We start from the raw sequence: 22,821 nt of genomic DNA, 5'->3' as shown, positions 1-22,821 counted from the left end.
GCCCTTTGACAAATACTCCACGGGGGTGCGGGGGTGTGAAACCCCCGCTGCGGCTTGCGCTGCCGGCCGGCATCGCGCATCCCTTCGCAATGCGTGATGCCATCGCCCACCCCTTCCCCGATGCCCCGCCCGAAGGCCAGGCCACCGAAGTCGCGCCCGGCGTCCTCTGGCTAAGGCTGCCGCTGCCGATGGCGCTGGACCACGTCAATGTCTACGCGCTGGATGACGGCGACGGCTGGACCGTGGTCGACACCGGCCTGAACACCCGCCGCACCGTCGCCCTTTGGGAAAGCCTGCTCGCCGGCCCGTTGCGCGGCCGCCCTGTCCGCCGGCTGATCGTCACCCATCACCATCCTGACCATGTCGGTCTGGCCGGCTGGTTCCAGGCCCGCGGCGCCGAACTGCTGACCCCCCGCACCGCCTGGCTTTACGCCCGCATGCTGACGCTCGACGTCCAGCCCGTTCCCACGCCGCAGGCGCTGACCTTCCTGCGCCGCGCAGGCCTGTCCGAAGACGCTCTCGCCCGCCGCGCCACCGAACGCCCGTTCAACTTTGCCGATGTCGTCCACCCGATGCCGGTCGGCTTCTCCAGCCTGACCGAAGGTCAGACCCTGCGCCTTGCCGGGCGTCCTTGGGTGGTGCGGCTGGGCAACGGCCATGCGCCCGACCATGCCACGCTGTGGACCGATGGCCTGATCCTGGGCGGCGACCAGCTGCTGCCCGGCATCTCGGCCAATATCGGCGTCTATCCGTCGGAACCCGAGGATGACCCGCTGACCGGCTGGCTGCAGAGTTGCGCCGCGCTGGCCGCCCATGCCCGCGACGATCACCTCGTCCTGCCCGGCCACAAGCTGCCCTTCACCGGCCTGCCGTTCCGGCTGCCGCAGATGGCCGAGAACCACGCCTCGGCACTGGCCCGGCTGCTCGATCACCTTGCCAGCCCGCGCACCGCGATCCAATGCTTCCTGCCCCTCTTCCGGCGTGAGATCGGCGCGGCCGAGGAAAACCTTGCCCTGGCCGAGGCGGTCGCCCACCTCAACCACCTCTTGCACAAGGGCCTGGTTTGCCGTTCCCTGACCGCCTCGGGCGCCTGGGCCTGGCAGAGGACAGACCGATGACGGCGGAAAAGCCCAAGCCAAGGCCGCGCAAGCGGGCGGCGGCCCGGCAGAAAAGCCCGGCCGAATGGGCCTATGACCGGCTGGTGCTCTACATCCGCGACTTCGAGAAGGACCTCGACGCCAGCCAGGAAATCGCCATGGGCTTCGCCGGCGGCGAGGCGGGTGTGTTGCAGATCGAGGGCCTGGGTTACGACGCGCCCGACATCCTGACCTTTTACGGCCGTGACGAGGCGGGGTTGAAGACCCAGCTCGTGCAGCACGTCAGCCAGTTGTCGGTGATCCTGCAGGCGGTGCCGAAGCTGGCGCCGGAAGACCCGCCGCGGCGGATCGGCTTTCATCTGGCGGCCGGCTGGTCGGGCGGGGAATCCGGCGATGCCTCGGCCGAGGGCGCCCGGACACAGGCCGTCGCCTCGCCCGACCGATCGCGTGACAGCGGCGGCTGAATCGGCTATCAGTCTGGAACACGCGCGCAGAACACAGGGAACCGGACGCCATGGCCGATCACGCCCAGACCTCCCACCAGCACGGCTCGATGGACATTCGCCAGCAGGAAAAGACCTTTGGCAGGTTCATCCGGATGACGGTCACTGCGCTTGCCATCATCTTTGCCATCCTGGTCATCCTGGCCCTGTCGAACGCCTGACCCCCAGCTTACGGACCTGCCCCCGATCATGATGCCGCGCGCTTTTTCAGCCCTCGCCGCTGCCCTGTTCCTTGCGGCCTGCGGGGCCGACAAGACCTTTGCCCCCCAGGAACAGGTCGAGGCCGCGCGCCACGTCGCCGGGCCACCGGCTTCGGTGACGCTGCTGACCACGATCAACACCGCGAACGGCAGCGGCGCGCATTCCGCGCTGCTGGTCAACGGGTCCGAACGGGTGCTGTTCGACCCGGCCGGCACCTGGCAGCACCCCAAGGCTCCGGTCCGCAACGACGTGCACTTCGGCATGACCGACGATCTGGTGCTGTTCTACCTCGACTACCACACCCGCGACCATTTCGCGGTGATCGAGCGCACCCGCATCGTGTCGCCCGAAGTGGCGGAACTGGTGCTGCAGAAGATCCAGAGCAACGGCGCCGTGCCCAAGGCCATGTGCGCCGATTCGATCTCGCTGATCCTGCGCGACGTGCCGGGGTTCGGCTCGATCCGCTCGACCTGGTTCCCGATCAACCTGGGAGAGCAGTTCGGCGCATTGCCCGGCGTGACCGAGCGCTACCTGACCGACGAGGATGTGCCGAACACCCACGGGGTCATTCTGGTCGACAGGCAAGGCAATCGGGTGAACTGAGCGCCAGTTGGGCGGGACGGGGCCGATGGTCAGCATCCGCAAGGGCCTTGCCGCCGCACAGCACGCCGCCGCGGCCCGGCTCTACTGGGAAGCCTTCGGCGGCAAGCTTGGCACCGTGCTGGGGCCTGACGACCGGGCGCTGGCCTATCTGGCCCGGGTGATCCGCGCCGACCATTGCTTCACCGCGGTAACCGAGGACGGCGCGCTTCTGGGCATTGCCGGCTTCAAGTCGCCCTTCGGCAGCTTTGCCGGCGGCAGCATGGCCGACCTTCAGGCTGCCTATGGCCGCATCGGCGCGCTCTGGCGCGGGCTGGCCCTGCGCGCGCTGGGCAACGAGGTGGACAACCAGCGCTTCCTGATCGACGGCATTGCGGTGGCCCGCAGCGCGCGCAGCCAGGGCATCGGCAGCGCGCTCATGGCTGCCTTGTTCGACGAGGCCCGCGCCCGCGGCTACGGCGCCATCCGGCTTGAGGTGATCGACAGCAACTGGCGGGCGCGGGCGCTGTACGAGCGCCTGGGCTTCGTCGCCACCGACCGGGTCCGGCTGGGCCTGCTGCAACCGATCTTCGGCTTTGCCGCGGCCATCACCATGGTCCGCCCGCTGTAGCGCTTTAGTCGAACACCCCCGCCACCCGGCCGAACAGCATGAAGGCCCGCGCCGTGCGGGTATCGGCCAGTTCGGCCAGCTCGGCATCGCTGGCGGTCTTCTCGAACACCTGGAACACCTTGTCGAAGGTGCGCAGGAAATGGTGTGCGGCGTCGCGGAACACCGTGTCCTCGCGCATCCGTGCCGCCGTCAGCGCCAGCGAGGCGCGGTCGCGGATGCCGCCCACCGCGGCGATGGCCCGCCCCCGCTCGCCCGCCGCAAAGCGCCGCCACAGGTCGGGCCGCGCCATCTCGGGCCGCAGGTCGTCCATGTAGATGCCTTCCTGCGACAACAGCGTCAGCACGTCCTGCGCCGCCCGGATCAGCCGCGCCACCGTGCGGTCCTCCAGCGCCATCCGCAACGCGCGAAAACCCTCCTTGTCCTCGGGGGTTTCCGGGAACTGCAGCGCCCGGACGAACTCGGCCACGCTCAGCGGCGGCCGCATCTCGTCGGTCGGAGTGCCCAGCGCCAGTCCCGGCTGTTCCGCCTCGGGGTCGGGCCGGGCCGGGGCCAGCGCCGCCTTGCGGTCGGCCGAGGGCACGCTGAGGCTGGCGTCGCGGCGGCTGGAAAAGGTGGCCAGCACGGTGCCGGTCTCTTTCGCGACCGCCGCGATCTCGTCCAGCTTCTTCTCGACCGATGGCTTGATCGCCGCCGCCTGCACCTGGGCCGAGGTCTGCACATAGCTGGTGCGCATCGCATCCACCGCCGCCTGCAGCCGCGCCGCCTCGCCGCGCAATTCGCGCACCGAGCGCAGGGTGATCACCGCCACCCAGATCATCGCCAGCGGCAGGAAGACGATCAGCAGCGTCATCGCCAGCCCCATCGTCTGCGCTTCGGTGCCGGGCGGCGAGATCAGGATATAGGCCAGCACGGCCACCACCCAGACCACGCTGAGCAGGCCGCCGACGATTTCGGTGGTGCGGCCGCCCGCAGCCGGCTCGGGCCGGGCCGAAAGACCAAGCGGATCGGGCGGCATGTCCGGCGGGCGGGCCATGGCGGTCAGACGAACCGGATCGACAGCACTTCATAGCTGCGCGGGCCGCGGGGGGTGACGACCTCGACGCTGTCGCCTTCCTCCTTGCCGATCAGCGCGCGCGCCAGCGGCGAGCGCACGTTCAAGAGGCCCGCCTCGATGCGCGCCTCGACCTCGCCGACGATCTGGTAGGTCTTCTCTTCGTCGCTGTCCTCATCGACGATGGTCACCGTCGCGCCGAACTTCACCGGTCCCGACAGCCGGGCCGGGTCAATCACCTCGGCCAGCGAGATGACGCTCTCCAGTTCCTTGATCCGGCCCTCGATGAAGCCCTGCTTTTCCCGCGCCGCGTGGTATTCGGCGTTCTCCGACAGGTCGCCATGCGCCCGCGCCTCGGCGATGTCCTTGATGATCGCCGGGCGGTCCACGGTCTTCAGGTGCCGCAACTCGGCGTCCAGCACCTCAAAGCCGCGGCGGGTCATCGGGATCTTGTCCATCGGTCTACCGTTCAAGTGAAAAAACAAGGCCACGGGCCGGTTTCCCGGTCCATGACTGCCTGCGTCGGTCTTCGTCAAATCACCCGATGCCCTGCCCAATTGCAAGTGGAATGGCGGGCCTTCGGCGGAATCCGTCGCCGCCGGACAAGAATATTTCGCCAGCCGGCGCGGCAACCTCTGCAATGTTGCTTCGCGGTTGACCTTGCCCTGACCATGGGGCAACACAGCCCGGTTGGCGGGATGCGAAGGGAAAGTCGATGTCCGAGATCGTGCGCGAGTCGATGGACTATGACGTCGTGATTGTCGGAGCGGGCCCTTCCGGGTTGGCCGCCGCCATCCGGCTCAAGCAGATCGACCCCGATCTTACCGTGCTGGTACTGGAAAAGGGCTCTGAGGTTGGCGCCCACATCCTGTCCGGCGCGGTGCTCGATCCCTCGGGGCTGAACCGGCTGTTGCCGGACTGGCAGACGATGGGCGCGCCGATCCGCAATGCGGTCAAGTCCGACAACTTCCTGGTGCTGGGCGCCTCGGGCAAGGTGCGCGTGCCGAACTGGCCGATGCCGCGGCTGATGTCGAACCACGGCAACTACATCGTCTCGATGGCCAATGTCTGCCGCTGGCTGGCCGGCGTGGCCGAAGGCATGGGGGTCGAGGTTTTCGCCGGCATGGCGGCCTCGGAACTGGTGTTCGACGGCGACCGGGTGGCGGGCGTTGTGGCCGGCGAATTCGGCCGTGATCCGGCCACGGGCGAACCGGGGCCGTCGTATGAGCCGGGGATGGAACTGCGCGGCAAGTATGTCTTCCTCTGCGAAGGCGTGCGCGGCTCGCTGGCCAAGCAGGTGATCGCGAAATACGACCTCTCGGCCGGGAAATGCCCGCAGAAATTCGGCCTGGGCATGAAGGAGATCTGGGAGATCGACCCCGCCAGGCACAAGGAAGGCACGGTCACCCACACCATGGGCTGGCCGCTGGGCAAGAACGCCGGCGGCGGGTCTTTCATCTATCACCTTGAGAACAATCAGGTCGCCGTCGGCCTGGTCGTCCACCTGAACTACGAGAACCCCTATCTCTACCCCTACATGGAGTTTCAGCGCTTCAAGCACCATCCGGTGGTGGCCGAGCTGCTCAAGGGCGGCAAGCGCATCGCCTATGGCGCGCGGGCCATCTCCGAAGGCGGCTGGCAGTCGATCCCCAAGATGGTGGCGCCCGGCGTGGCGCTCTTGGGCTGCACCGCCGGTCTGGTGAACGTGCCGCGGATCAAGGGCAACCACAACGCCATGTTGTCCGGCATCGCGGCGGCGGATGCGGCGGCGGCCGCCATCAAGGCCGGCCGCGCCGGCGACGAGTTGACCGAGTATGAGACCGACGTGCGCACCGGCGCCATCGGCCAGGACCTGAAGAAGGTGCGCAACGTCAAGCCGCTGTGGTCGCACTACGGGCTGGCCGCCAGCCTGGTGGGCGGCGGGTTGGACATGTGGCTCAACACCATCGGGCTGACCGCCTTCGGCACGCTCAAGCATCACAAGACCGATGCCCAGCACACCGGCAAGGCGGCGGACTTCAAGCCGATCGACTACCCCAAGCCCGATGGCGTGCTGTCCTTCGACCGGCTGACCAACGTCGCCTACAGCTTCACCAACCACGATGAGGCGCAGCCGGCGCATCTCAAGCTCAAGGACCCGGCGATCCCGATCGCGGTGAACCTGCCGGAATATGCCGAGCCGGCGCAGCGCTACTGCCCGGCAGGGGTGTATGAAGTGGTCTCCGATCCGGGCAAGGAGCCGCGGTTCGTGATCAACTTCCAGAACTGCGTGCACTGCAAGACCTGCGACATCAAGGACCCGTCGCAGAACATCGTCTGGACCACGCCGCAGGGCGGCGGCGGGCCGAATTATCCCAACATGTGATGCGCCCCGGAGGGGGAAAATCTTGACAATTCGTTAAAACGGGCCGCCAAGCCCTTGAAAAGGCTTGTGCGCAGGAATGTCCCATCATGGGACACGCCTCAGTCCCAGTCGTCGATCGCCGCGACCGCCTCTTCGGCGGTCTCGACCATGCGGAACAGGTCCAGGTCCTCGCGGCCGATCACGCCGGCCTGGGCCAGCCGGTTCCAGTCGACGATCTGTTCCCACCACTCGCGGCCGAACATCAGGAACGGGATGCGCTTCATCCGCCCGGTCTGGATCAGGGTCAGCGCCTCGAAGGTCTCGTCCAGGGTGCCGAAGCCGCCGGGAAACACGCAGATCGCCGCGGCCCGCATCAGGAAATGCATCTTGCGGATCGCGAAATAGTGGAAGTTGAACGCCAGGTCCGGCGTGACATAGCCGTTCGGCGCCTGTTCGTGCGGCAGGACGATGTTCAGCCCGATCGACTGGCCGCCGGCGTCGTCCGCGCCACGGTTGCCCGCCTCCATCACCCCCGGCCCGCCGCCAGTGCAGATCACCCACTGCCGGCCATAGCTGTCCAGGCTGCGCTCGGTCATCAGCCGGGCAAAGCGCCGGGCCTCATCGTAATAGTGCGACAAGGCCGCCAGCGTCGGTGTCTTGGCCTGGTCGCGATGCTCTGGCGCCGGAATCCGCGCCCCGCCGAACATCACCACCGTCGATTCGATCCCGCGCTCATCCATGATCAGCTGCGGCTTCAGAAGTTCCAGCTGCAGCCGCACCGGCCGCAGTTCCTCGCGCATCAGAAAATCGCGGTCGGCAAAGGCCAGCCGGTAGGCCGGCGCCCGGGTCTGCGGCGTGTCGGGAATGCGCTTGGCGGTCTCGACGTCCTGCGTGCTGTCGCGGAACGGGTGGCTGCGGGTGTCGTCGGCCATGATCTTTCCTTGCACGTCGGGGGCAAGGGCAGTCATAGGCTGGGGGCCGGGACTTGGCCAGTGGCGGCAGAGGTGCGGAATGGATTGGGTGCCAGAGATCGATGCGGCCGCGGCACGGATCGCCGGCCATGTGCGGCAGACACCGGTGCTGGCGCTGGACCTGCCCGGGGCGGGGCCGGTCGAGGTCAAGCTGGAGAACCTTCAGCACACCGGCAGCTTCAAGGCCCGCGGTGCCTTCAACACGCTCTTGTCGCGGTCGCTGCCCGCGGCAGGGGTGACGGCGGCCTCGGGCGGCAACCATGGCGCGGCGGTGGCCTTCGCCGCGGCCCGGCTGGGCGTGCCGGCCCGGGTCTTCGTGCCGGACATCGCCGGGCCGGCGAAGATCGCCCTGATCCGCGAACAGGGCGCCCAGCTAGAGGTTGTCCCCGGCCTCTACCAGGATGCCGCCGTCCGTTCGGCGGAACATGCGGTGGCGACAGGCGCGATGCCGGTGCATCCCTATGATGCCCCGGCCACCGTGGCCGGGCAGGGCACCCTGCTGCGGGAATGGGAAGCGCAGGGGCTGGCCGCCGACACCGTGCTGATCGCGGTCGGCGGCGGCGGGCTGATCGCCGGGTCGCTGGCCTGGCTGGGCGGCCGCCGCAAGGTGGTGGCGGTCGAGCCGGAACTGGCGCCCACCCTGAACCGCGCGCTGGCCCTTGGCCCCGACACCGAGGTGCAGGTCGGCGGCATTGCGGCGAATGCCCTGGGGGCCACCCGGATCGGGCGGCTTTGCTACGACCTCGCCGTGGCGAACCGCGTGACCTCGGTTCTGGTCCCCGATGCCGCCATCGCCGAGGCGCAGCGGGTGCTGTGGCAAGCGCTGCGGCAATACGTGGAACCCGCCGGCGCCGCGGCGCTGGCCGCCCTGCTGTGCGGCGCCTATGTCCCCGCCCCCGGCGAACGCCTTGCCGTGCTTGTCTGCGGTGCCAACCCCGCGCCTGACCCGTTTGCCTGAGGCACGTTGCGCGGCGCGCCGCCAGCCGCTATGACCCCGCACCACCAAGAGGAGGGTCCGACATGCCTTATGCCGCGCTGGAAACCGCCATCGAAGCCGCCTGGGAGGCCCGCGAAAGCATCAGCCCGCAGACCCGGGGCGAGGCGCGCGACGCCATCGAGGCGACGCTGACCGCGCTGGACAGCGGCAGCCTGCGGGTGGCCGAGAAGCGCGGCGCCGACTGGCATGTGAACCAGTGGGCCAAGAAGGCGGTGCTGCTGTCCTTCCGCCTGTCCGACGTGGCCGAGATTTCGGGCGGCAACGGCGGCAGCAACTGGTGGGACAAGGTCCCGTCCAAGTTCCAGGGCTGGACCGCCGCCGACTGGCGCGCCGCCGGCTTCCGCGCGGTTCCCGGCAGCATCGTCCGCCGCTCGGCCTTCATCGGCAAGGGCGTGGTGCTGATGCCCAGCTTCGTGAACATCGGCGCCTATGTCGACGAAGGCAGCATGGTCGACGGCTGGGCCACGGTGGGCAGCTGCGCCCAGATCGGCAAGAACGTGCACCTCTCGGGCGGCGTCGGCATCGGCGGCGTGCTGGAGCCGATGCAGGCCGGCCCGACCATCATCGAGGACAACTGCTTCATCGGCGCCCGCTCCGAAGTGGTGGAAGGCTGCATCGTGCGGGAAGGGTCCGTCCTCGGCATGGGCGTCTTCATCGGCAAGTCGACCAGAATCGTCGACCGTGAGACCGGCGCCGTGATGTATGGCGAGGTTCCCGCAGGTTCGGTCGTGGTGGCGGGCTCGATGCCGTCGAAGGGGGGCGTCAGCCTTTACTGCGCCGTGATCGTCAAGAAGGTGGATGCCCAGACCCGGTCGAAGACCAGCATCAACGAATTGCTGCGCGACTGACCTCAGTCGACCGGGCAGCCGGTGCCGCCGATGCCGTCATCGTCGCCCGGCAGGCAGCTGCCGCGGTCGGGTGCCGCCGCATAGGCGGGCTCGGTGGCGACCTCCGACTCTGCCAGCGGCTGCGGCGCGGCACAGGCGGTCATGAGGGCAAGGGCCAGCAAGGCGGCAAGGCGGTGCATCAGTCGTCTCCGGTCCGGAAGAAGTAGCCTCCGGCGCGAAAGCGCATACGCCCGGGGGGCTGGTTCGACCGCTTCATCTGCGCGGCAGTCTGGCTGATTTCGGCGAACAGCGCCATCTCGGCAGCGGTAAAGCGCGCGGCCAGGGCGGCCACCTGCACGTCGGTCAGGCCGGTGTAGTGGACGGCGCGCTCGAAATGCGGCGGCTCGCGGCCCTGCACGTTCTCGAACGCCGCCTGGGCGTGATCGCCCAGGTTGCGGGCCAGATAGGCCAGCTGGTCGTCGGACCCGGCCAGCGGCTGGTAGGACGGTTGCGCCAGCCGCACCGTCTGGCCGTCCGCCGACAGCGCCACCGTGCCCGCGGCGACCAGGGCATCAAGCATGGTCCGCGCATGCACGTCGCGGCGGACCGCCAGCGCCAGCGCCTCGAACGAGGGCGCAGGACCGCCGCGGGGCAGAGTGAGCGGCGGGTCGGTCGCCCAGGCCGGATCGGTCTGCCACAGCGCCACCAGCCGCGACAGGTGGCCCGGCCGCTGGTCCTTGACATCGGCGCCGCGCAGCCGCGCCACGTCGCGGCGCTGCAGCCCGGTCAGCACCGACACCCGGCTGTCGGTCGCCCGGCCTTCGGACTGCGCCAGCGCGGCCTGCACGTAATGCGCCTTCATCCGCTCGGCCAGGGCCGGGAACAGCACGCCGCGCGCGACCAGCAGCCTGGCGACGGGGGCGAAGAGGGCGTCGAACAGATCCATCATGTGCAATATGCACATTTCCTTTGACAGGTCCAGCGCGCGTGTGTATGTGCAAATTACACATTTCCACATGGAGCCTGCCATGCGCCTGTCCCTGCTTCCCCCCGCCCTGTCGCTGATCGCACTGGTTGCGGCCTGCATGCCCGCCGGCCCCGCGCGACCGGTTTCCGAAACGGCCCCCGAACCGGTAGCCGTGGTGATGGAATCGGCGGTGGCGGACGCCGCCCCTTCCGTGCCTGGCCGGGCCTATGCGGGCGGCGCGCGACGCGGCGTGCTGACGGCCGGCGACATCGACGATGTGCTGAACCTGGACGCCTTCACGCGCTATGTCGCCCGCACGGCGCCGGCGCTGGGCCTGCCGAAACTGGGCCTGGGCGCGCCGGTGCTTGCGCGGCTTGCCGGCCCGGGCGGCGACAGTGCCCCCGGCGCGCGCTATACCCTGCGCCGCCCCGGTGCGGCCCAGCCCTTCCACGAAGGCTATGCCGGCCCCGACGGCCGCATCGCCGATTTCCCGACCGTGCTGGGCGCCGGCGCGCTGGGACAGGTGGAACTGCGGGTGTTCTCCGACGACGGCCAGGAAGTGGCGCGCCGGACGCTGGCCACCGGCTCAAGGCAAACCGTCGTGCTGCCGGAAAGCCAGGCCTGGACCCCCGACTTCCTTGACCTCGTGCTGGTCGTCGACACCACCGGCAGCATGGCCGACGAGATCGCCTTCCTGCAGAAGGAACTGGTCGGCGCCACCCGCGCGGCAGCCCGCAAGGCCCCGGGTGTGTCTATCCGCTATGGCCTGGTGGCCTATCGCGACCAGGGCGACGACTACGTGGTGAAGAGCTACGGCTTCACCGGCGACGGCGGCACCATGGCCGGCTGGCTGCGCGGCCTGACTGCCGACGGCGGCGGCGACTATCCGGAAGCCGCCGCCGCCGCCCTGCGCGCCGGCCTGGGCCTGGACTGGCGGCGGGGAAAGGGCGAGCGTCTGCTGATTCATGTCGCCGACGCGCCGCCGCACGACAGCGACGCCGGCGCCTACCTGCGGGCGGCGAAGTCAGCGGCGGGCGAGGGCGTGCAGATCTTCACCCTGGGCGCCAGCGGCGTGGCGGCGGAATCGGAATTCCTGATGCGCCAGGCCTCGGCCGCGACCGGCGGGCGCTACCTGTTCCTAACCGACGACAGCGGCGTCGGCAACGCCCATGCCGAACCGACCATCCCCTGCTACCGGGTGACAAGGCTCTCGGCCCTGCTGACCAGCGTCCTGGCCAGCGAGTTGTCCGGCCACCGGCAGGAGCCCGGCGGCGTGCAGCGCCAGGTGGGCAGCCCCCGCGCCGGGGTCTGCGCCGACTAGCCCCGGTTGCACCGGGCGGGCGGCGGCCCTAGGGTCTGCCCGTCCGCCACGGAGCCCGCGAATGACCGAGACCCCCGAGAAGCCCAAGCGCCCGCAGCAGGTGTTCACGCTGGTGGTCGAGGTCGGCCGCAAGGCCGGCGACGGGCTGCCCGACAAGGCCACCGGGGCGGCGCTGATGTGCTACGCCAGCGGCGTTGACGAGGCCGAAGCGGTGCGCGAGACGGTGGCCATCCTGAAAGAGGCCGACCTGGCGCCGCTGGAGGTGCAGGGCCTGGGCACGCTGGAGGAACGCCGCAAGGCGGGGGAAAAGATCGACGCCGAGGAAGAGGCGCTGATGGAGCGGGCATTGAAAGAAAACTCGGTCGTCGTGGCGCAGATGACGCCATTCTACGAATGAGCCCGGAGGTGCCGCGCATGATCCCCGTCAATCCCGTCGACCTGACCGCCCGCCTGATCCGCTGCCCCTCGGTCACCCCGGCCGAGGGCGGCGCGCTGGCGCTGCTGCAAGAGGTGCTGGCGGCGGTCGGGTTCGAATGCCACCGGGCGGATCGCAACGGCATTGCCAACCTGTTTGCCCGCTGGGGCGCGCGCGGCGCGAACCGCAGCTTCGGCTTCAACGGCCACACCGATGTGGTGCCGGTGGGCGATGCAGCCGCCTGGACACAGGACCCGTTCGGCGCGGCGGTGGTCGACGGCTGGATGTATGGCCGCGGCGCCACCGACATGAAATCCGGCGTGGCGGCCTTTGTCGCGGCGGCGGTGGATTTCGTCCGCGAAACGCCGCCCGACGGCGCCGTGATCCTCACCATCACCGGAGATGAAGAGGGCGACTCGGTCGACGGCACCACGGCGATCCTCGACTGGATGGCGGCCCACGGCGAACGCATGACGCATTGCCTGGTCGGCGAACCCACCTGCCCCGAGCGGATGGGTGAGATGATGAAGATCGGCCGCCGCGGCAGCCTGACCGCCTGGTTCACTGCAACGGGCGTGCAGGGCCATTCGGCCTATCCGCATCGGGCGAAGAACCCGATGTCTGCCTTGGTGAAGCTGATGGCCCGGCTCGAGGCGGCACCGCTGGACGAAGGTACGGCGCATTTCGACGCCTCGACCCTGGCGATCACCACCATCGACTGCGGCAACCCGGCGACCAACGTGATCCCGGCGCGCGGCGCGGCCACGGTGAACATCCGCTTCAACGACCTGCACTCCGGCGCCTCGCTGGGTGACTGGATGCGGCGCGAGGCGGCCGCGGTCCAGGCCGAGACCGGGGTGCGGATCGAGATGCGGCTCTCGGTCTCGGGCGAAAGCTTCCTGACCCCGCCGGGCGAGTTCTCTGCCCTGGTGCGCCGCTCGGTGCAGGCGGAAACCGGGGTGGAGCCGGTCTATTCCACCTCGGGTGGCACCTCGGACGCGCGGTTTGTGAAGTCGCATTGCCCGGTGGTGGAGTTCGGGTTGGTCGGCAAGACCATGCACCAGGTGGACGAGCGGGTGGAGGTGGCGCAGATCGGCCAGCTGAAGGCGATCTACGGCCGCATCCTGCGGGACTATTTCGCGTGACCGAGATCGCGACAACGGCGGACATCGCCACCTGCCGGGCGCTGCGGCGGGCGGTGTTCATCGAGGAACAGGGCGTCAGCGAGGAGGACGAGCTGGACGGCCTGGACGGCGCGGCGATCCACCTGCTTGCGCGGCAGGACGGCCGCCCGGTCGGCTGCGCGCGCCTTCTGGTGCAGGGCGAGGTGGGCAAGGTCGGTCGCGTCTGCGTGCTGCCGCAGGCGCGGGGCACCGGCCTGGGCGCTGCCCTGATGCGCGCGGCGGTGCAGGAGCTCCGCCGCATCCCCGGCATCCGCAAGGTCAAGCTGGGCGCCCAGACCCACGCGCTGGGCTTCTACGAACGCCTCGGCTTCACCGCCACCGGCCCCGAGTATCTGGACGCCGGACTCCCGCACCGGGACATGTTGCTCGTGCTGTGACCGTCGCCGCGGGGGTTTCACACCCCCGCACCCCCGTGGGATATTTTTGGACAGATGAAAGGAAAGGCACGCCTTTGCCCCATTCATCTGTCCAAGAAATATCCCGGGGGTGAGGCCGCAGGCCGAGGGGGCAGCGCCCCCTGACCCGGTCAGCCGTCTCGAAGCGCGGCCAGCACGTCGGGGCTGGGATAGCCATCGGGCACATCGCCACGCGCCTTCTGCCAGGCCTTCACCGAAGCGATGGTCTTCGGCCCGATCCGGCCATCCACCCCGCCGGTGTCGTGGCCCAGGGCGACCAGCAGGGATTGCAGGTCCTTGCGCTCCTCCAGCGTCAGCGCGCGCCACTGGCGGGGCCAGGGGGCGGCGATGGCGGGGCCTCCGGCCAGCCGGTCGGCGAGGTGGCCGATGCCGATGACATAGGCGTCGGCAAGGTTGTAGCGCTCGATCACCTGGAAGTTCGGGAAGATCAGGAAGGCCGGGCCGGTGTGGCCGGCGGGGAGAATGATGCTGCCCTCTGGGCCTTCGGGCAGGGTGCCGCCGGCCATCGGGGCGACGCCCATTGCGCGCCAGTCGGCGACCGGCTTCTTCACCCGCTCGGTGGTCTGGTCATAGTCGAAACCTTCGGGCAGGCGGACCTCGAGGCCCCAGGGCTGACCCTTCGTCCAGCCCCAGTGCGCCAGGTAGTTCGCCGTCGAGGCCAGGGCGTCTGCCGGATCGTCGCCCCAGATGTCGCGCCGGCCGTCGCCGTTGAAATCCACCGCGAACTCGGCCCAGCTTGAGGGCATGAACTGGGTATGCCCCATGGCGCCCGCCCAACTGCCCAGCATGTCCTCGGGCGCGACGTGGCCTTCGTCCAGAATCTTCAGGGCCTGGATCAGTTGCGTCTCGAAGAACGCCGCCCGCCGTACGTCATAGGCCAGCGTCGCCAGCGCCGAGACGGTGGGCGTGGTGCCGCGATACGCCCCATAGGCGGATTCCAGGCCCCAGATGGCGGCGACGACTTCGCGGTCGACGCCATAGGCGGCTTCGATGCGGTCGAACAGGGCTGCGTTGGCCGCAAGGGCCGTTTGCCCCAGCGCCACCCGGTCCTCGCTGACTGCCACATCCAGATAATCCCAGATCGTCTTGGTGAATTCGGTCTGGCGGCGGTCGCGCTCGACCACCTCGGGCAGGAAATGCGCTTCGCGCAGGGCGCGGTCCCAGGTGGCGGCGGGGACGCCGGCCTGCAGCGCCTTGCCCCGGAAGTCCGTCACCCACTGTCGGAAACCGGCTTCCGATCCGTCCTTGCGCCCTTCGCCCAAGATCGTGCCCTCCGGGTCTTCAAGTGTCTGCGCGGCGGCCGGCGCAATGGCCAGCAGCAGCGCCAGCGCGGCCGCCTTCACCGTGGTCTTCACCGGCGCCTCCGCACCACGCGGCGCTTGACCTCGGCCCGGACGGCGGCGCGGCGGGGGGATTTGCCGCGCGCGGGCTTGCCGCCGGGCAGGGCGCGGTCTTCGATCTCGATGAGGTCGAGGATCAGCCCGCCGGTCACCGGCACCGCCTCGGTCAGCCGCACCGTCACCTTCTGGCCGATGCCGATGGTCAGGCCGGTGTCGGCGCCCATCAGGGTCTGGCTGTCAGGGTCGTAGTGAAAGAACTCGCGCCCGACGCTGCGGATCGGGATCAGGCCATCGGCGCCGGTCTCGTCCAGCTTGACGAACAGGCCAAAGCGCTGCACGCCCGAGATGCGGCCCTGGAAGATGGCGCCCACCCGGTCGGACAGGTAGGCGGCAAGGTAGCGGTCGATGGTGTCGCGTTCGGCCGCCATGCTGCGGCGCTCGGCGTCCGAGATCAGCTTGGCGGTCTCGTCCAGGTTCTCGATGTCCCAGGCCGACAGGCCATCGTCGCCCGCCTTTAGGCCGCGGATCAGGGCACGGTGCACGACCAGGTCGGAATAGCGGCGGATGGGGCTGGTGAAATGGGCGTAGTTGCGCAGGGCCAGCCCGAAATGGCCGAAGTTCTCGGCGTTGTAATAGGCCTGCGTCATGCTGCGCAGGGTCGAGATGTTCATCAGCTCGTCGAACTCGCTGCCCTCGGCCTGGGTCAGCAGCCGGTTCAGGTGCGCGGTCTTCAGCACCTGCCCCTTGGCCAGGGTGAAGCCCGAGGCTTCGGCGACCTCGCGCAGGGTGTCCAGCTTTTCGGGGCTGGGTTCCTCATGCACGCGGTACAGCAGCGGCTGCTTCAGGCGCTGCAGGTCCTCGGCGGCGGCGACGTTGGCCAGCACCATGAACTCCTCGATCAGCTTGTGCGCATCAAGGCGTTCCTTGAAGGCGACCGAGGTGACTTTGCCCTCGTCCGACAGCACGATCTGGCGTTCGGGCAGGTCCAGGTCCAGCGGCTGGCGGTCGGCGCGGGCCAGTTTCAGGCAGGCATAGGCGGCGTAAAGCGGGCGAAGGACAGGGTCCAAGAGCGGCGCGGTGCGGGCGTCGGGGGTGCCGTCGATGGCGGCCTGCACCTGGCCGTATTCCAGGGACGCGCGCGACCGCATCAACCCGCGGACGAAGCGGTGGCTCAGCTTGTGGCCCTGGGCGTCGATGTGAATCCGCACCGCCAGACAAGGCCGGTCGACGTGTTCGTGCAAGGAGCACAGGTCGCCCGACAGCACGTCGGGCAGCATCGGGACCACGCGGTCGGGGAAATAGGTGGAATTGCCGCGCCGCCGGGCCTCGCGGTCCAGCGCGCCACCGGGGCGGACGTAATGGGCGACGTCGGCGATGGCGACCCAGAGGATGTGGCCGCCGGGGTTGGCGGGGTCACGGTCCGGTTCGGCCAGCACGGCGTCGTCGCGGTCGCGGGCATCGGCGGGGTCGATGGTGACCAGGTTCAGGTCGCGCAGGTCTTCGCGGCGGTCCAGCGTGGCCGGGCGGGGGGCGTCGGCTTCGGCGATGGCGGCGTCCGGAAACTGGTCGGGGATGCCGTGCTGGTGGATGGCGATCAGCGACACGGCGCGCGGGCCGCTGGGGTCGCCAAGGCGTTCGGTCACGCGGGCCTGCGGCAGGCCAAGCCGGCGGTTGCCGACGGCTTCGGCCTCGACCAGTTCGCCGTCGCGGGCGCCCAAGTCGTCTTCGGCCCGCACGCGCCATTCCTTGTCCTGGCCCTTGTCGATGGGCATGATCCGGCCGCCCTCGGACCCCTTGCGGAACACGCCCAGTACCTTGAGCGGGTTCGACCCGATGCGGCGGATCAGCCGCGCCTCCCAGGTGTAGTCGTCAAGCTCGACCTTGCTAAGGCGGGCGAGGATGCGGTCGCCCTCGGCCAGCGCCGGGTCGCCCTTCGCGGCGATGATCAGGATGCGCCCGGCGTCCGGATCGACGCCCTCTTCCATCGGTTCGGCGAAGAGGTCGCCGGCGGCGTCAGGCTTCAGCACCCGCAGCAGTGCGACGGGCGGCAGGTCGCCCTTGGGGCGGAACCGGCGGGCCGCCCTGGTGACAGTGCCCTCGCCCTCAAGCTCGGCCAACAGGCGCCGCAGCTCGGCGCGTTGGTCGCCCTTCAGCCCGAAGGCCTTGGCGATGTCGCGTTTCGAGGTGAGGCCGGGGTTCTCGGCGATCCACTGGCGGATCTGGTCTTTGGAGGGAAGGGGGGTCATGCGCCAGACCTAGCACGACGCAGGGTGCGCGGAAACCCGACCGGTGATCCAATTGCGCGGCTTCGCCGCAAGCCTTTTGTCTCGTCGTCGCGGTTCCCGCTCCTCCTCGGCGCCGGGGGCGCTGCCCCCGGACCCCCGGGATATTTGCAGACAGATGAAATCAGCGCTTCGGCGCCCCTTTCATCTGTCCAAAAATATCCCACGGGGGTGCGGGGGTGTGAAACCCCCACTATGCCGCTTCCGCGCCGCGCGGCGTCAGGAAGGGGCGCAACAGGGCCATCGGGTGGCTGCGCAGGGTCAGGCGCAGGCTGACGTAGTCTTCCACCACCTGCTCGCCTTCGGTCATGGTGCAGAACACCACCGCCGGCTCGACAATGCCCTCGCCGTCGATGTCGCCGGCGAAGAGCGGCAGGTCCGGGCCCGGGGCCAGGGCGCGCGCTTCCCAAAGCGCGGTGCGGCGGTCAAGGCCCAGGCTGGCGAAGCAATCCGCCTCGGCCAACCTTGTGACGGTGGTCGCGGGCACCCCCGCCCGGCGCCAGACGTCGCGCACTGCCGCATAGCCGTTGCCGCGGGCGGCGGCGATCCACTCGGCCTCGCCTTCGGCCACACCGCGCACCTGGCGAAAGCCCAGCCGCAGGGCAAGGCCGCGCTCGGTGTCCTCCATCGCGTTGTCCCACTGGCTGCGGTTGATGCAGGGGGGCAGCACGGTGACGCCATGTTCGCGCGCATCGCGCACGATCTGCGCCGGCGCGTAGAAGCCCATGGGCTGGGCGTTCAGCAGGGCACAGGCGAAGATGCCGGGATGGTGACGCTTCAGCCAGGCGCTGGCATAGACCAAGAGCGCGAAGCTGGCGGCGTGGCTTTCGGGGAAACCGTAGCTGCCGAAGCCCTCGATCTGCGCAAAGCAGCGGGCCGAGAAGTCTTGGTCATAGCCGTTCCGGCCCATGCCTTCCATGAACCGGTCGCGGAATTCGCTGACCGAGCCGTGCTTCTTGAACGTCGCCAGCGAGCGCCGCAGCCTGTCGCTTTCCTCGGGCGAGAACCCCGCGCCGACGATGGCGATCTGCATCGCCTGTTCCTGGAACAAGGGCACGCCCAGGGTCTTGCCCAGGACCGCTCCCAGGGCATCGGACGGGAAGGTCACCACCTCCTGCCCGTTGCGGCGGCGCAGGTAGGGGTGGACCATGTCGCCCTGGATGGGGCCGGGGCGGATGATCGCCACCTGGATCACCAGGTCATAGAAGCTGCGCGGCCGCATCCGCGGCAGGAAGTTCATCTGCGCCCGGCTTTCCACCTGGAAGACGCCCAAGCTGTCGGCCTTGCACAGCATGTCGTAGGTGGCCGGGTCCTCGGGCGGCAGCGTCGCCAGCGTCAGCTGCCGGGCGTGGTGTTTCTCCACCAGGTCGAAGGCCTTGCGCAGGCAGGTCAGCATTCCCAGCGCCAGGATGTCGACCTTGAGGATCTTCAAGGAATCGATGTCGTCCTTGTCCCAGGGAATGACGGTGCGGTCCTCCATCGTGGCGTTTTCCACCGGCACCAGTTCGTCCAGCCGGCCTTCGGTGATGATGAAGCCGCCGACGTGCTGGCTGAGGTGGCGGGGAAAGCCCTGGATTTCCTCGATCAGCTCCAGCACCAGCCGCAGCCGGCGGTCGGCGGGGTCAAGGCCGATCTCGCGCAGCCGCGCCTCGGTCATCCCCTTCGGCCCGCCGAAGCCCCAGATCTGGCTGGACATGGCCGAGAGGACATCGGCCGACAGCCCCATCGCGCGGCCCACCTCGCGCACGGCGCGCTTGCCGCGGTAGTGGATCACGGTGGCGCAAAGCCCGGCGCGGTGGCGGCCGTAGCGGGCATAGATGTGCTGGATCACCTCCTCGCGCCGCTCATGCTCGAAATCGACGTCGATGTCGGGGGGTTCGTTGCGAGCCTCGGAGACGAAGCGCTCGAACACCATGGTGCCGATTTCAGGCGAGACGGAGGTGACGCCCAGCGCGTAGCAGACCACCGAATTGGCGGCGCTGCCGCGGCCCTGGCAGAGGATGCCTTGGGCGCGGGCAAAGGCCACGATGTCGTGGACGGTCAGGAAATACGGCTCGTAGGCCAGCTTGCCGATCAGCGCCAGCTCATGCTCCATCTGCGCCCGCACCTTGTCGGACGCGCCCTGCGGATAGCGCCAGTCCAGCCCGGCGTGGGCCAGCCGCGCCAGACGCCCGGCGGCGGTCTCGCCCCCGGTGACCTCGGAGGGGTATTCGTAGCGCAACTCGTCCAGCGAGAAGGCAAGGCGCGCCGCGATCTCTCCGCTGCGGTGGACGGCGGCCTCATGGCCCTGGAACAGGCGCAGCATCGCCGCCTCGCTGCGCAACCGCTGCTCGCCATGCGCCAGTGCCCTGCGGCCCAGATCATCGATCCGGCACCCCAGCCGGATTGCCGTCAGGACATCAGCCAGACGGCGGCGGCGGGCGGCATGCATCAGCGGCAGGGCCGAGGCGACGGGAGCAATCCCCAGGCTCTCGGCCAGCCGGGAAAGGCGAGTGAAGCGCGGCCCGTCCTGGCCATCATAGCGCGGGGCCATCAAGAGATGGATTTGCCCTTCAAGGCGGCGCGTCAGCCGTTGCGCGAGTTTCGCCCAGGTGCCCGCGCCGCCCTGTACCTTCGGCGCTTGTGGCACCCGGGACGGGGGGTGAAGCAGCAGCTCCAGGCCCTCCCCCCACTCCAGCAGATCGTCCAGCCCCAGGTCGCACTGCCCCTTCGGCGCCCGCCGGCGCCCCAGGGTCAGCAGCCGGCAAAGCCGCCCCCAGGCAGCGCGGTCCTTGGGCAGGGCGGTGACCGCCAGCCCCTCGCGCAACACCAGCCGCGCAGCGGGGAGAAGCCGCACCAGTGGCCCGCCATCCCGCGCCAACTCGCGCGCCTTCGTGTGGGCGCGGACAATCCCGGCGACCGAGTTCACATCGGCCACCGCCAGCGCCGGCATCGCCAGCTCTGCCGCCTGCCGCATCATCTCCTCGGGATGCGAGGCGCCGGTCAGGAAGGTGAAGTTGGTGGTGGCAGAAAGCTCGATGAAGGCCATCGCCTAGCCCCGGACGCTGCGGGGGCAGAGGCCGCAGACCCTCCGGGGGGAGTATTTGGAAAAGGGCAAATGCAAGGAGAGGTGCGCCCCGACCGACGGCACCGCTACAGTGCGCAGGGAGGAAAGCCCACGCGGCCGGGACGACTTGCCCTCTGCGGTCATCGGGACTCCTCCCTGTACCGCAGAGCAAGCCTTCCACAGTCCTGGTTAAGAAAGCCCTTACAGGCTTGCCCTTTGCCAAATACTCCCGCCGGAGGCCCCGGTCGATGCCGGGCGCCAAGGCCGCAGGTGAAGCGCAACCCAGATGCCTGCACGGGCGCAAGTCCCGTGCGGGCGACAGAAAAGCCTTGCGTCCGCGCCCCTTGGCGCGGGCGCGCCGCTGGATCACCGCCGGTGTCAGGCAAATCGGCCATGGCAGAACCAGCCCCCCGAGACCTCGGAGCCGTGCGCGTAGAACAGCCACAACCGGGCGCCGCCCTGAGCTTCAAGCCGCCAGTAGTCGCGCGGGCCGGACCGCCAGGCGGGATCGTCGAACCACCATTCCGGCAAGATCCGCTCGGGGCCCACCGCCACCCGCGTCGCCATCTCTTGTCGGCGCCAGCGGAAGCGAGCGGGCGGCATCGGGTCCTCGGGGGCGTCCACCGGCTCGGGCGTCAGCAACACCAGCGGGCGCGGGCCGCGCGGGGCGGGCCAGGGGCCTTGCCACGGCGAACACCAGGCCGCAGCCATGGGGGTGGAGGATTTCTCGGGGATGTGGCTGTCGGCCGGGTGCAGCCGCGTCACCTGCTCGGTGCCCAGGCGCACGCCCAGCCGGCCGATCAGGTCGGCCAGCGCATGATCCTCGCCGCCGCGTGTCGCTGCCGCGTGTCCGGCCTCGATCTGGCCGCGGTGTTGCACCGCATGCAGCGGCTCGGTCTCGACCGCCTCGATGCGCAGGCGGTCGATGCCGAAGCCGGCCTCGACCGCGTCGAGCTTCAGGTCCAGGAGTCGTCGGATGCCGTCGGGCTGGTCGGCGGCCCGCGCCAGCCCGACCTCGACCGTCGACACCCCGCCATCCGCCCGGAACGCCATCAGCCGCACCCGCCGCGCGCCGCGGCCCTGCGCACGCAGCCTTTCGCACAGCGCCGGCAGCAGCCGGTCGATCCCGGCCTCGACGTCCGCCCGCAGGCCGATCGGCTCGGGCAGGGTCAGCCGCACGGCAAAGTGCAAAGGCGCGCGGGCCGGGCTGACCGGCTCGGACTCCAGCCCCAGGGCCTGGTCCAGCCGCTTCAGCACCGCGGCGCCAAATCGCCGCGCCAGCGCCGCCCGCGGCAGGCCCAGGATGTCGGCCACCCGGCGCAGGCCCAGCCGGGCCAGCCCCTCCACCGCCGCCGGCTCCAGCCGCAGCGCGGCCAGCGGCAGCGGCGCCAGCACCTCGCGCAGACGGCCCGGCGGAGCGATCACCCCCGAACCGGTCGCCACCGGCGCCGCCTTTTCCCACCCCGGCCGCCGGGCCGCGCGGGACCGCGTCGCCCGCGCCTCCTGCTTGACCGCGTCGCCGTCACGCGAGGGTCGCACCTCCTGCCCGGCGAAGCGCGCCAGCGCCCAGGCCGCGCCTGGCGTGTCGGCGATGCCCGCCCGCACCGTCAGCCCCAGCCCGGTGCAATCCTCGGCCACCTGCGCCAGCAGTGCCGCCTCGCCGCCGAACAGATGCGCACAGCCCGTCAGGTCCACCATCAGCGCGCTGGGCGGTTCCTCGGCCACCCAGGGGCTGAACTTGCCCGCCCAGCGCCGCAGCACCGTCAGGAACACCGCTTCGGCCGCGGGGCTTTCCGGCCGCGTCAGCAGGCCCGGGCACAGCGCCGTGGCATCGGCCAGCGGCTGGCCTTCGCGCAGGCCCGCCGCCTCGGCCAGCGGATTCAGCGACACCAGCACCTGCGCACCGCCGCGTTCGCCTGCCACCGCAAAGGGCATCGGCAGCACGTCGCGCCGCTGGCGCAGCACGCGCTCGGCGGCCAGGCGCGGGAACCAGAGCGAGAGGATTCGGCGGTGGGTCATGGGCAGCGGCACGGAATGTTCACTTTATGTTCACATTAGGCCAGCCGCCCGGCCGAGTCGAGTCCGGCAAAGGGGGCGTCTCTCACGCAGCTGTGAACCGGATCAGACCAAAGGCCGTATTCGGTTGCGCAGACCCATGTTTAACTCGCCCGACCTTCACCCAGCCCGGGAGTATCTGTCATGAAGTTTACCAAGCTTGTCCTCGTCGGCGCCCTGCTTGCCGCCGGTGCAGCCTTTGCCGAAGGCGAAGCCACCGACCCCGCCGCAAAGGCCCGCGAAGCGGTGATGCAGGCCGTCGGCATGAACGTCGGCACGCTGGGCAAGATGGCCAAGGGCGAGATGCCCTATGACGCCGCCGCGGCCGAAGCCGCCAAGGCCGCCATCGTCACCGCCGCCGGCGGCATCGCCGCGGCCTTCGAGGCTCAAGGCGGCGAAGACCCCACCTCGGAGGCCAAGCCCGAGATCTGGGCCAACTGGGACGACTTCCTGAAAAACGCCGATGCGCTGAAGGTGGCCGCCGAAGGCGCCGACGTCAGCTCGGCCGAGGCGATCGGCGCCTCGATGGGCACCCTGGGCGGGGCCTGCAAGGACTGCCACACCGACTATCGCAACATGAAGATGTGACCGCCG

22 protein-coding genes are annotated in these 22,821 nt (G+C 69.8%); 13 read left to right on the top strand and 9 right to left on the bottom strand.

Annotation, left to right across the window (positions count from 1 at the left end; genetic code table 11):
• Positions 1-89: 89 nt before the first annotated feature.
• The 5 genes from LHP98_RS06425 to LHP98_RS06405 are packed head-to-tail and all read left to right on the top strand — an operon-like array spanning position 90 to position 3,011.
• On the top strand, positions 90-1,118 hold the full coding sequence (locus LHP98_RS06425; protein ID WP_227252070.1) for an MBL fold metallo-hydrolase: 1,029 nt from the start codon (positions 90-92) through the stop codon (positions 1,116-1,118).
• Positions 1,115-1,561, top strand: coding sequence for a DUF6173 family protein (locus tag LHP98_RS06420; RefSeq protein WP_227251699.1), 447 nt, complete (start codon positions 1,115-1,117; stop codon positions 1,559-1,561). The genes LHP98_RS06425 and LHP98_RS06420 overlap by 4 nt, the downstream gene beginning before the upstream one ends.
• A 50-nt stretch (positions 1,562-1,611) precedes the next feature.
• A complete protein-coding gene (locus LHP98_RS06415; protein WP_227251698.1) occupies positions 1,612-1,761 on the top strand; it encodes an aa3-type cytochrome c oxidase subunit IV in 150 nt (49 codons plus the stop codon).
• Positions 1,762-1,789: 28 nt separating this feature from the next.
• Positions 1,790-2,404, top strand: a complete 615-nt coding sequence (locus LHP98_RS06410; RefSeq protein ID WP_227251697.1) for a hypothetical protein — start codon at positions 1,790-1,792, stop codon at positions 2,402-2,404.
• A gap of 25 nt (positions 2,405-2,429) precedes the next feature.
• Complete coding sequence (locus LHP98_RS06405) at positions 2,430-3,011, top strand: GNAT family N-acetyltransferase (RefSeq protein ID WP_227251696.1); 582 nt, start codon at positions 2,430-2,432, stop codon at positions 3,009-3,011.
• Positions 3,012-3,015: 4 nt separating this feature from the next.
• On the opposite strand, the gene LHP98_RS06400 is transcribed toward LHP98_RS06405, so the two are convergent.
• Both LHP98_RS06400 and greA read right to left on the bottom strand, forming a co-directional pair.
• Positions 3,016-4,044 carry a hypothetical protein gene (locus LHP98_RS06400; RefSeq protein ID WP_227251695.1) on the bottom strand — a complete coding sequence of 343 codons (1,029 nt, stop codon included), beginning with the start codon at positions 4,042-4,044 and terminating at the stop codon, positions 3,016-3,018.
• Positions 4,045-4,049: 5 nt separating this feature from the next.
• Positions 4,050-4,520, bottom strand: coding sequence for a transcription elongation factor GreA (gene greA / locus LHP98_RS06395; RefSeq protein WP_227251694.1), 471 nt, complete (start codon positions 4,518-4,520; stop codon positions 4,050-4,052).
• A 257-nt stretch (positions 4,521-4,777) separates the two neighbouring features.
• Here greA and LHP98_RS06390 point away from each other — a divergent pair, with 257 nt between their 5' ends.
• The gene (locus tag LHP98_RS06390) at positions 4,778-6,427 is read left to right on the top strand and encodes an electron transfer flavoprotein-ubiquinone oxidoreductase (protein ID WP_227251693.1); all 1,650 of its coding nucleotides are present in this window, start codon (positions 4,778-4,780) and stop codon (positions 6,425-6,427) included.
• A gap of 98 nt (positions 6,428-6,525) precedes the next feature.
• On the opposite strand, the gene LHP98_RS06385 is transcribed toward LHP98_RS06390, so the two are convergent.
• The gene (locus LHP98_RS06385; protein WP_227251692.1) at positions 6,526-7,338 is read right to left on the bottom strand and encodes an LOG family protein; all 813 of its coding nucleotides are present in this window, start codon (positions 7,336-7,338) and stop codon (positions 6,526-6,528) included.
• A 79-nt stretch (positions 7,339-7,417) separates the two neighbouring features.
• On the opposite strand from LHP98_RS06385, the gene LHP98_RS06380 reads away from it, so the two are divergent.
• Together LHP98_RS06380 and dapD are read left to right on the top strand one after the other, a co-directional pair.
• Positions 7,418-8,335 carry a threonine/serine dehydratase gene (locus LHP98_RS06380; protein WP_227251691.1) on the top strand — a complete coding sequence of 306 codons (918 nt, stop codon included), beginning with the start codon at positions 7,418-7,420 and terminating at the stop codon, positions 8,333-8,335.
• A gap of 62 nt (positions 8,336-8,397) precedes the next feature.
• Complete coding sequence (gene dapD / locus LHP98_RS06375) at positions 8,398-9,222, top strand: 2,3,4,5-tetrahydropyridine-2,6-dicarboxylate N-succinyltransferase (protein ID WP_227251690.1); 825 nt, start codon at positions 8,398-8,400, stop codon at positions 9,220-9,222.
• A gap of 2 nt (positions 9,223-9,224) precedes the next feature.
• Here dapD and LHP98_RS06370 read toward each other — a convergent pair whose 3' ends face one another.
• Positions 9,225-9,401: a hypothetical protein gene (locus tag LHP98_RS06370; protein WP_227251689.1), complete on the bottom strand. Its 177-nt coding sequence runs from the start codon at positions 9,399-9,401 to the stop codon at positions 9,225-9,227.
• A complete protein-coding gene (locus LHP98_RS06365; RefSeq protein ID WP_227251688.1) occupies positions 9,401-10,150 on the bottom strand; it encodes a DUF6502 family protein in 750 nt (249 codons plus the stop codon). The genes LHP98_RS06370 and LHP98_RS06365 overlap by 1 nt, the downstream gene beginning before the upstream one ends.
• A 79-nt stretch (positions 10,151-10,229) precedes the next feature.
• Here LHP98_RS06365 and LHP98_RS06360 point away from each other — a divergent pair, with 79 nt between their 5' ends.
• The 4 genes from LHP98_RS06360 to LHP98_RS06345 all read left to right on the top strand — a co-directional run bounded on the left by LHP98_RS06360 (position 10,230) and on the right by LHP98_RS06345 (position 13,465).
• Positions 10,230-11,489 (top strand): vWA domain-containing protein, encoded by a 1,260-nt coding sequence (locus LHP98_RS06360; protein ID WP_227251687.1) that lies wholly within the window; start codon positions 10,230-10,232, stop codon positions 11,487-11,489.
• Between the two features lie 61 nt (positions 11,490-11,550).
• Complete coding sequence (locus LHP98_RS06355) at positions 11,551-11,886, top strand: hypothetical protein (RefSeq protein WP_227251686.1); 336 nt, start codon at positions 11,551-11,553, stop codon at positions 11,884-11,886.
• Positions 11,887-11,906: 20 nt separating this feature from the next.
• The gene (gene dapE, locus LHP98_RS06350; protein WP_413687619.1) at positions 11,907-13,049 is read left to right on the top strand and encodes a succinyl-diaminopimelate desuccinylase; all 1,143 of its coding nucleotides are present in this window, start codon (positions 11,907-11,909) and stop codon (positions 13,047-13,049) included.
• Positions 13,046-13,465, top strand: coding sequence for a GNAT family N-acetyltransferase (locus LHP98_RS06345; protein ID WP_227251684.1), 420 nt, complete (start codon positions 13,046-13,048; stop codon positions 13,463-13,465). Before dapE ends, LHP98_RS06345 begins: the two co-directional genes overlap by 4 nt.
• A 149-nt stretch (positions 13,466-13,614) precedes the next feature.
• On the opposite strand, the gene LHP98_RS06340 is transcribed toward LHP98_RS06345, so the two are convergent.
• The 4 genes from LHP98_RS06340 to LHP98_RS06325 all read right to left on the bottom strand — a co-directional run bounded on the left by LHP98_RS06340 (position 13,615) and on the right by LHP98_RS06325 (position 22,191).
• Positions 13,615-14,859, bottom strand: a complete 1,245-nt coding sequence (locus LHP98_RS06340) for a lytic murein transglycosylase (RefSeq protein WP_227251683.1) — start codon at positions 14,857-14,859, stop codon at positions 13,615-13,617.
• Entirely contained in the window at positions 14,856-17,090 is a 2,235-nt protein-coding gene (rnr, locus tag LHP98_RS06335) for a ribonuclease R (RefSeq protein WP_227251682.1), read from the bottom strand. Before rnr ends, LHP98_RS06340 begins: the two co-directional genes overlap by 4 nt.
• A gap of 229 nt (positions 17,091-17,319) precedes the next feature.
• The gene (locus tag LHP98_RS06330) at positions 17,320-20,154 is read right to left on the bottom strand and encodes an error-prone DNA polymerase (RefSeq protein ID WP_227251681.1); all 2,835 of its coding nucleotides are present in this window, start codon (positions 20,152-20,154) and stop codon (positions 17,320-17,322) included.
• A 396-nt stretch (positions 20,155-20,550) separates the two neighbouring features.
• Positions 20,551-22,191, bottom strand: coding sequence for a Y-family DNA polymerase (locus LHP98_RS06325; protein ID WP_227252069.1), 1,641 nt, complete (start codon positions 22,189-22,191; stop codon positions 20,551-20,553).
• Positions 22,192-22,371: 180 nt separating this feature from the next.
• On the opposite strand from LHP98_RS06325, the gene LHP98_RS06320 reads away from it, so the two are divergent.
• The gene (locus LHP98_RS06320; protein WP_227251680.1) at positions 22,372-22,815 is read left to right on the top strand and encodes a c-type cytochrome; all 444 of its coding nucleotides are present in this window, start codon (positions 22,372-22,374) and stop codon (positions 22,813-22,815) included.
• Positions 22,816-22,821 lie beyond the last annotated feature (6 nt).

The organism is Rhodobacter sp. Har01 (assembly GCF_020564565.1).
In the GTDB taxonomy this organism is placed as follows: domain Bacteria; phylum Pseudomonadota; class Alphaproteobacteria; order Rhodobacterales; family Rhodobacteraceae; genus Pseudogemmobacter.
This window is presented reverse-complemented; position numbering and strand designations above follow the sequence as displayed.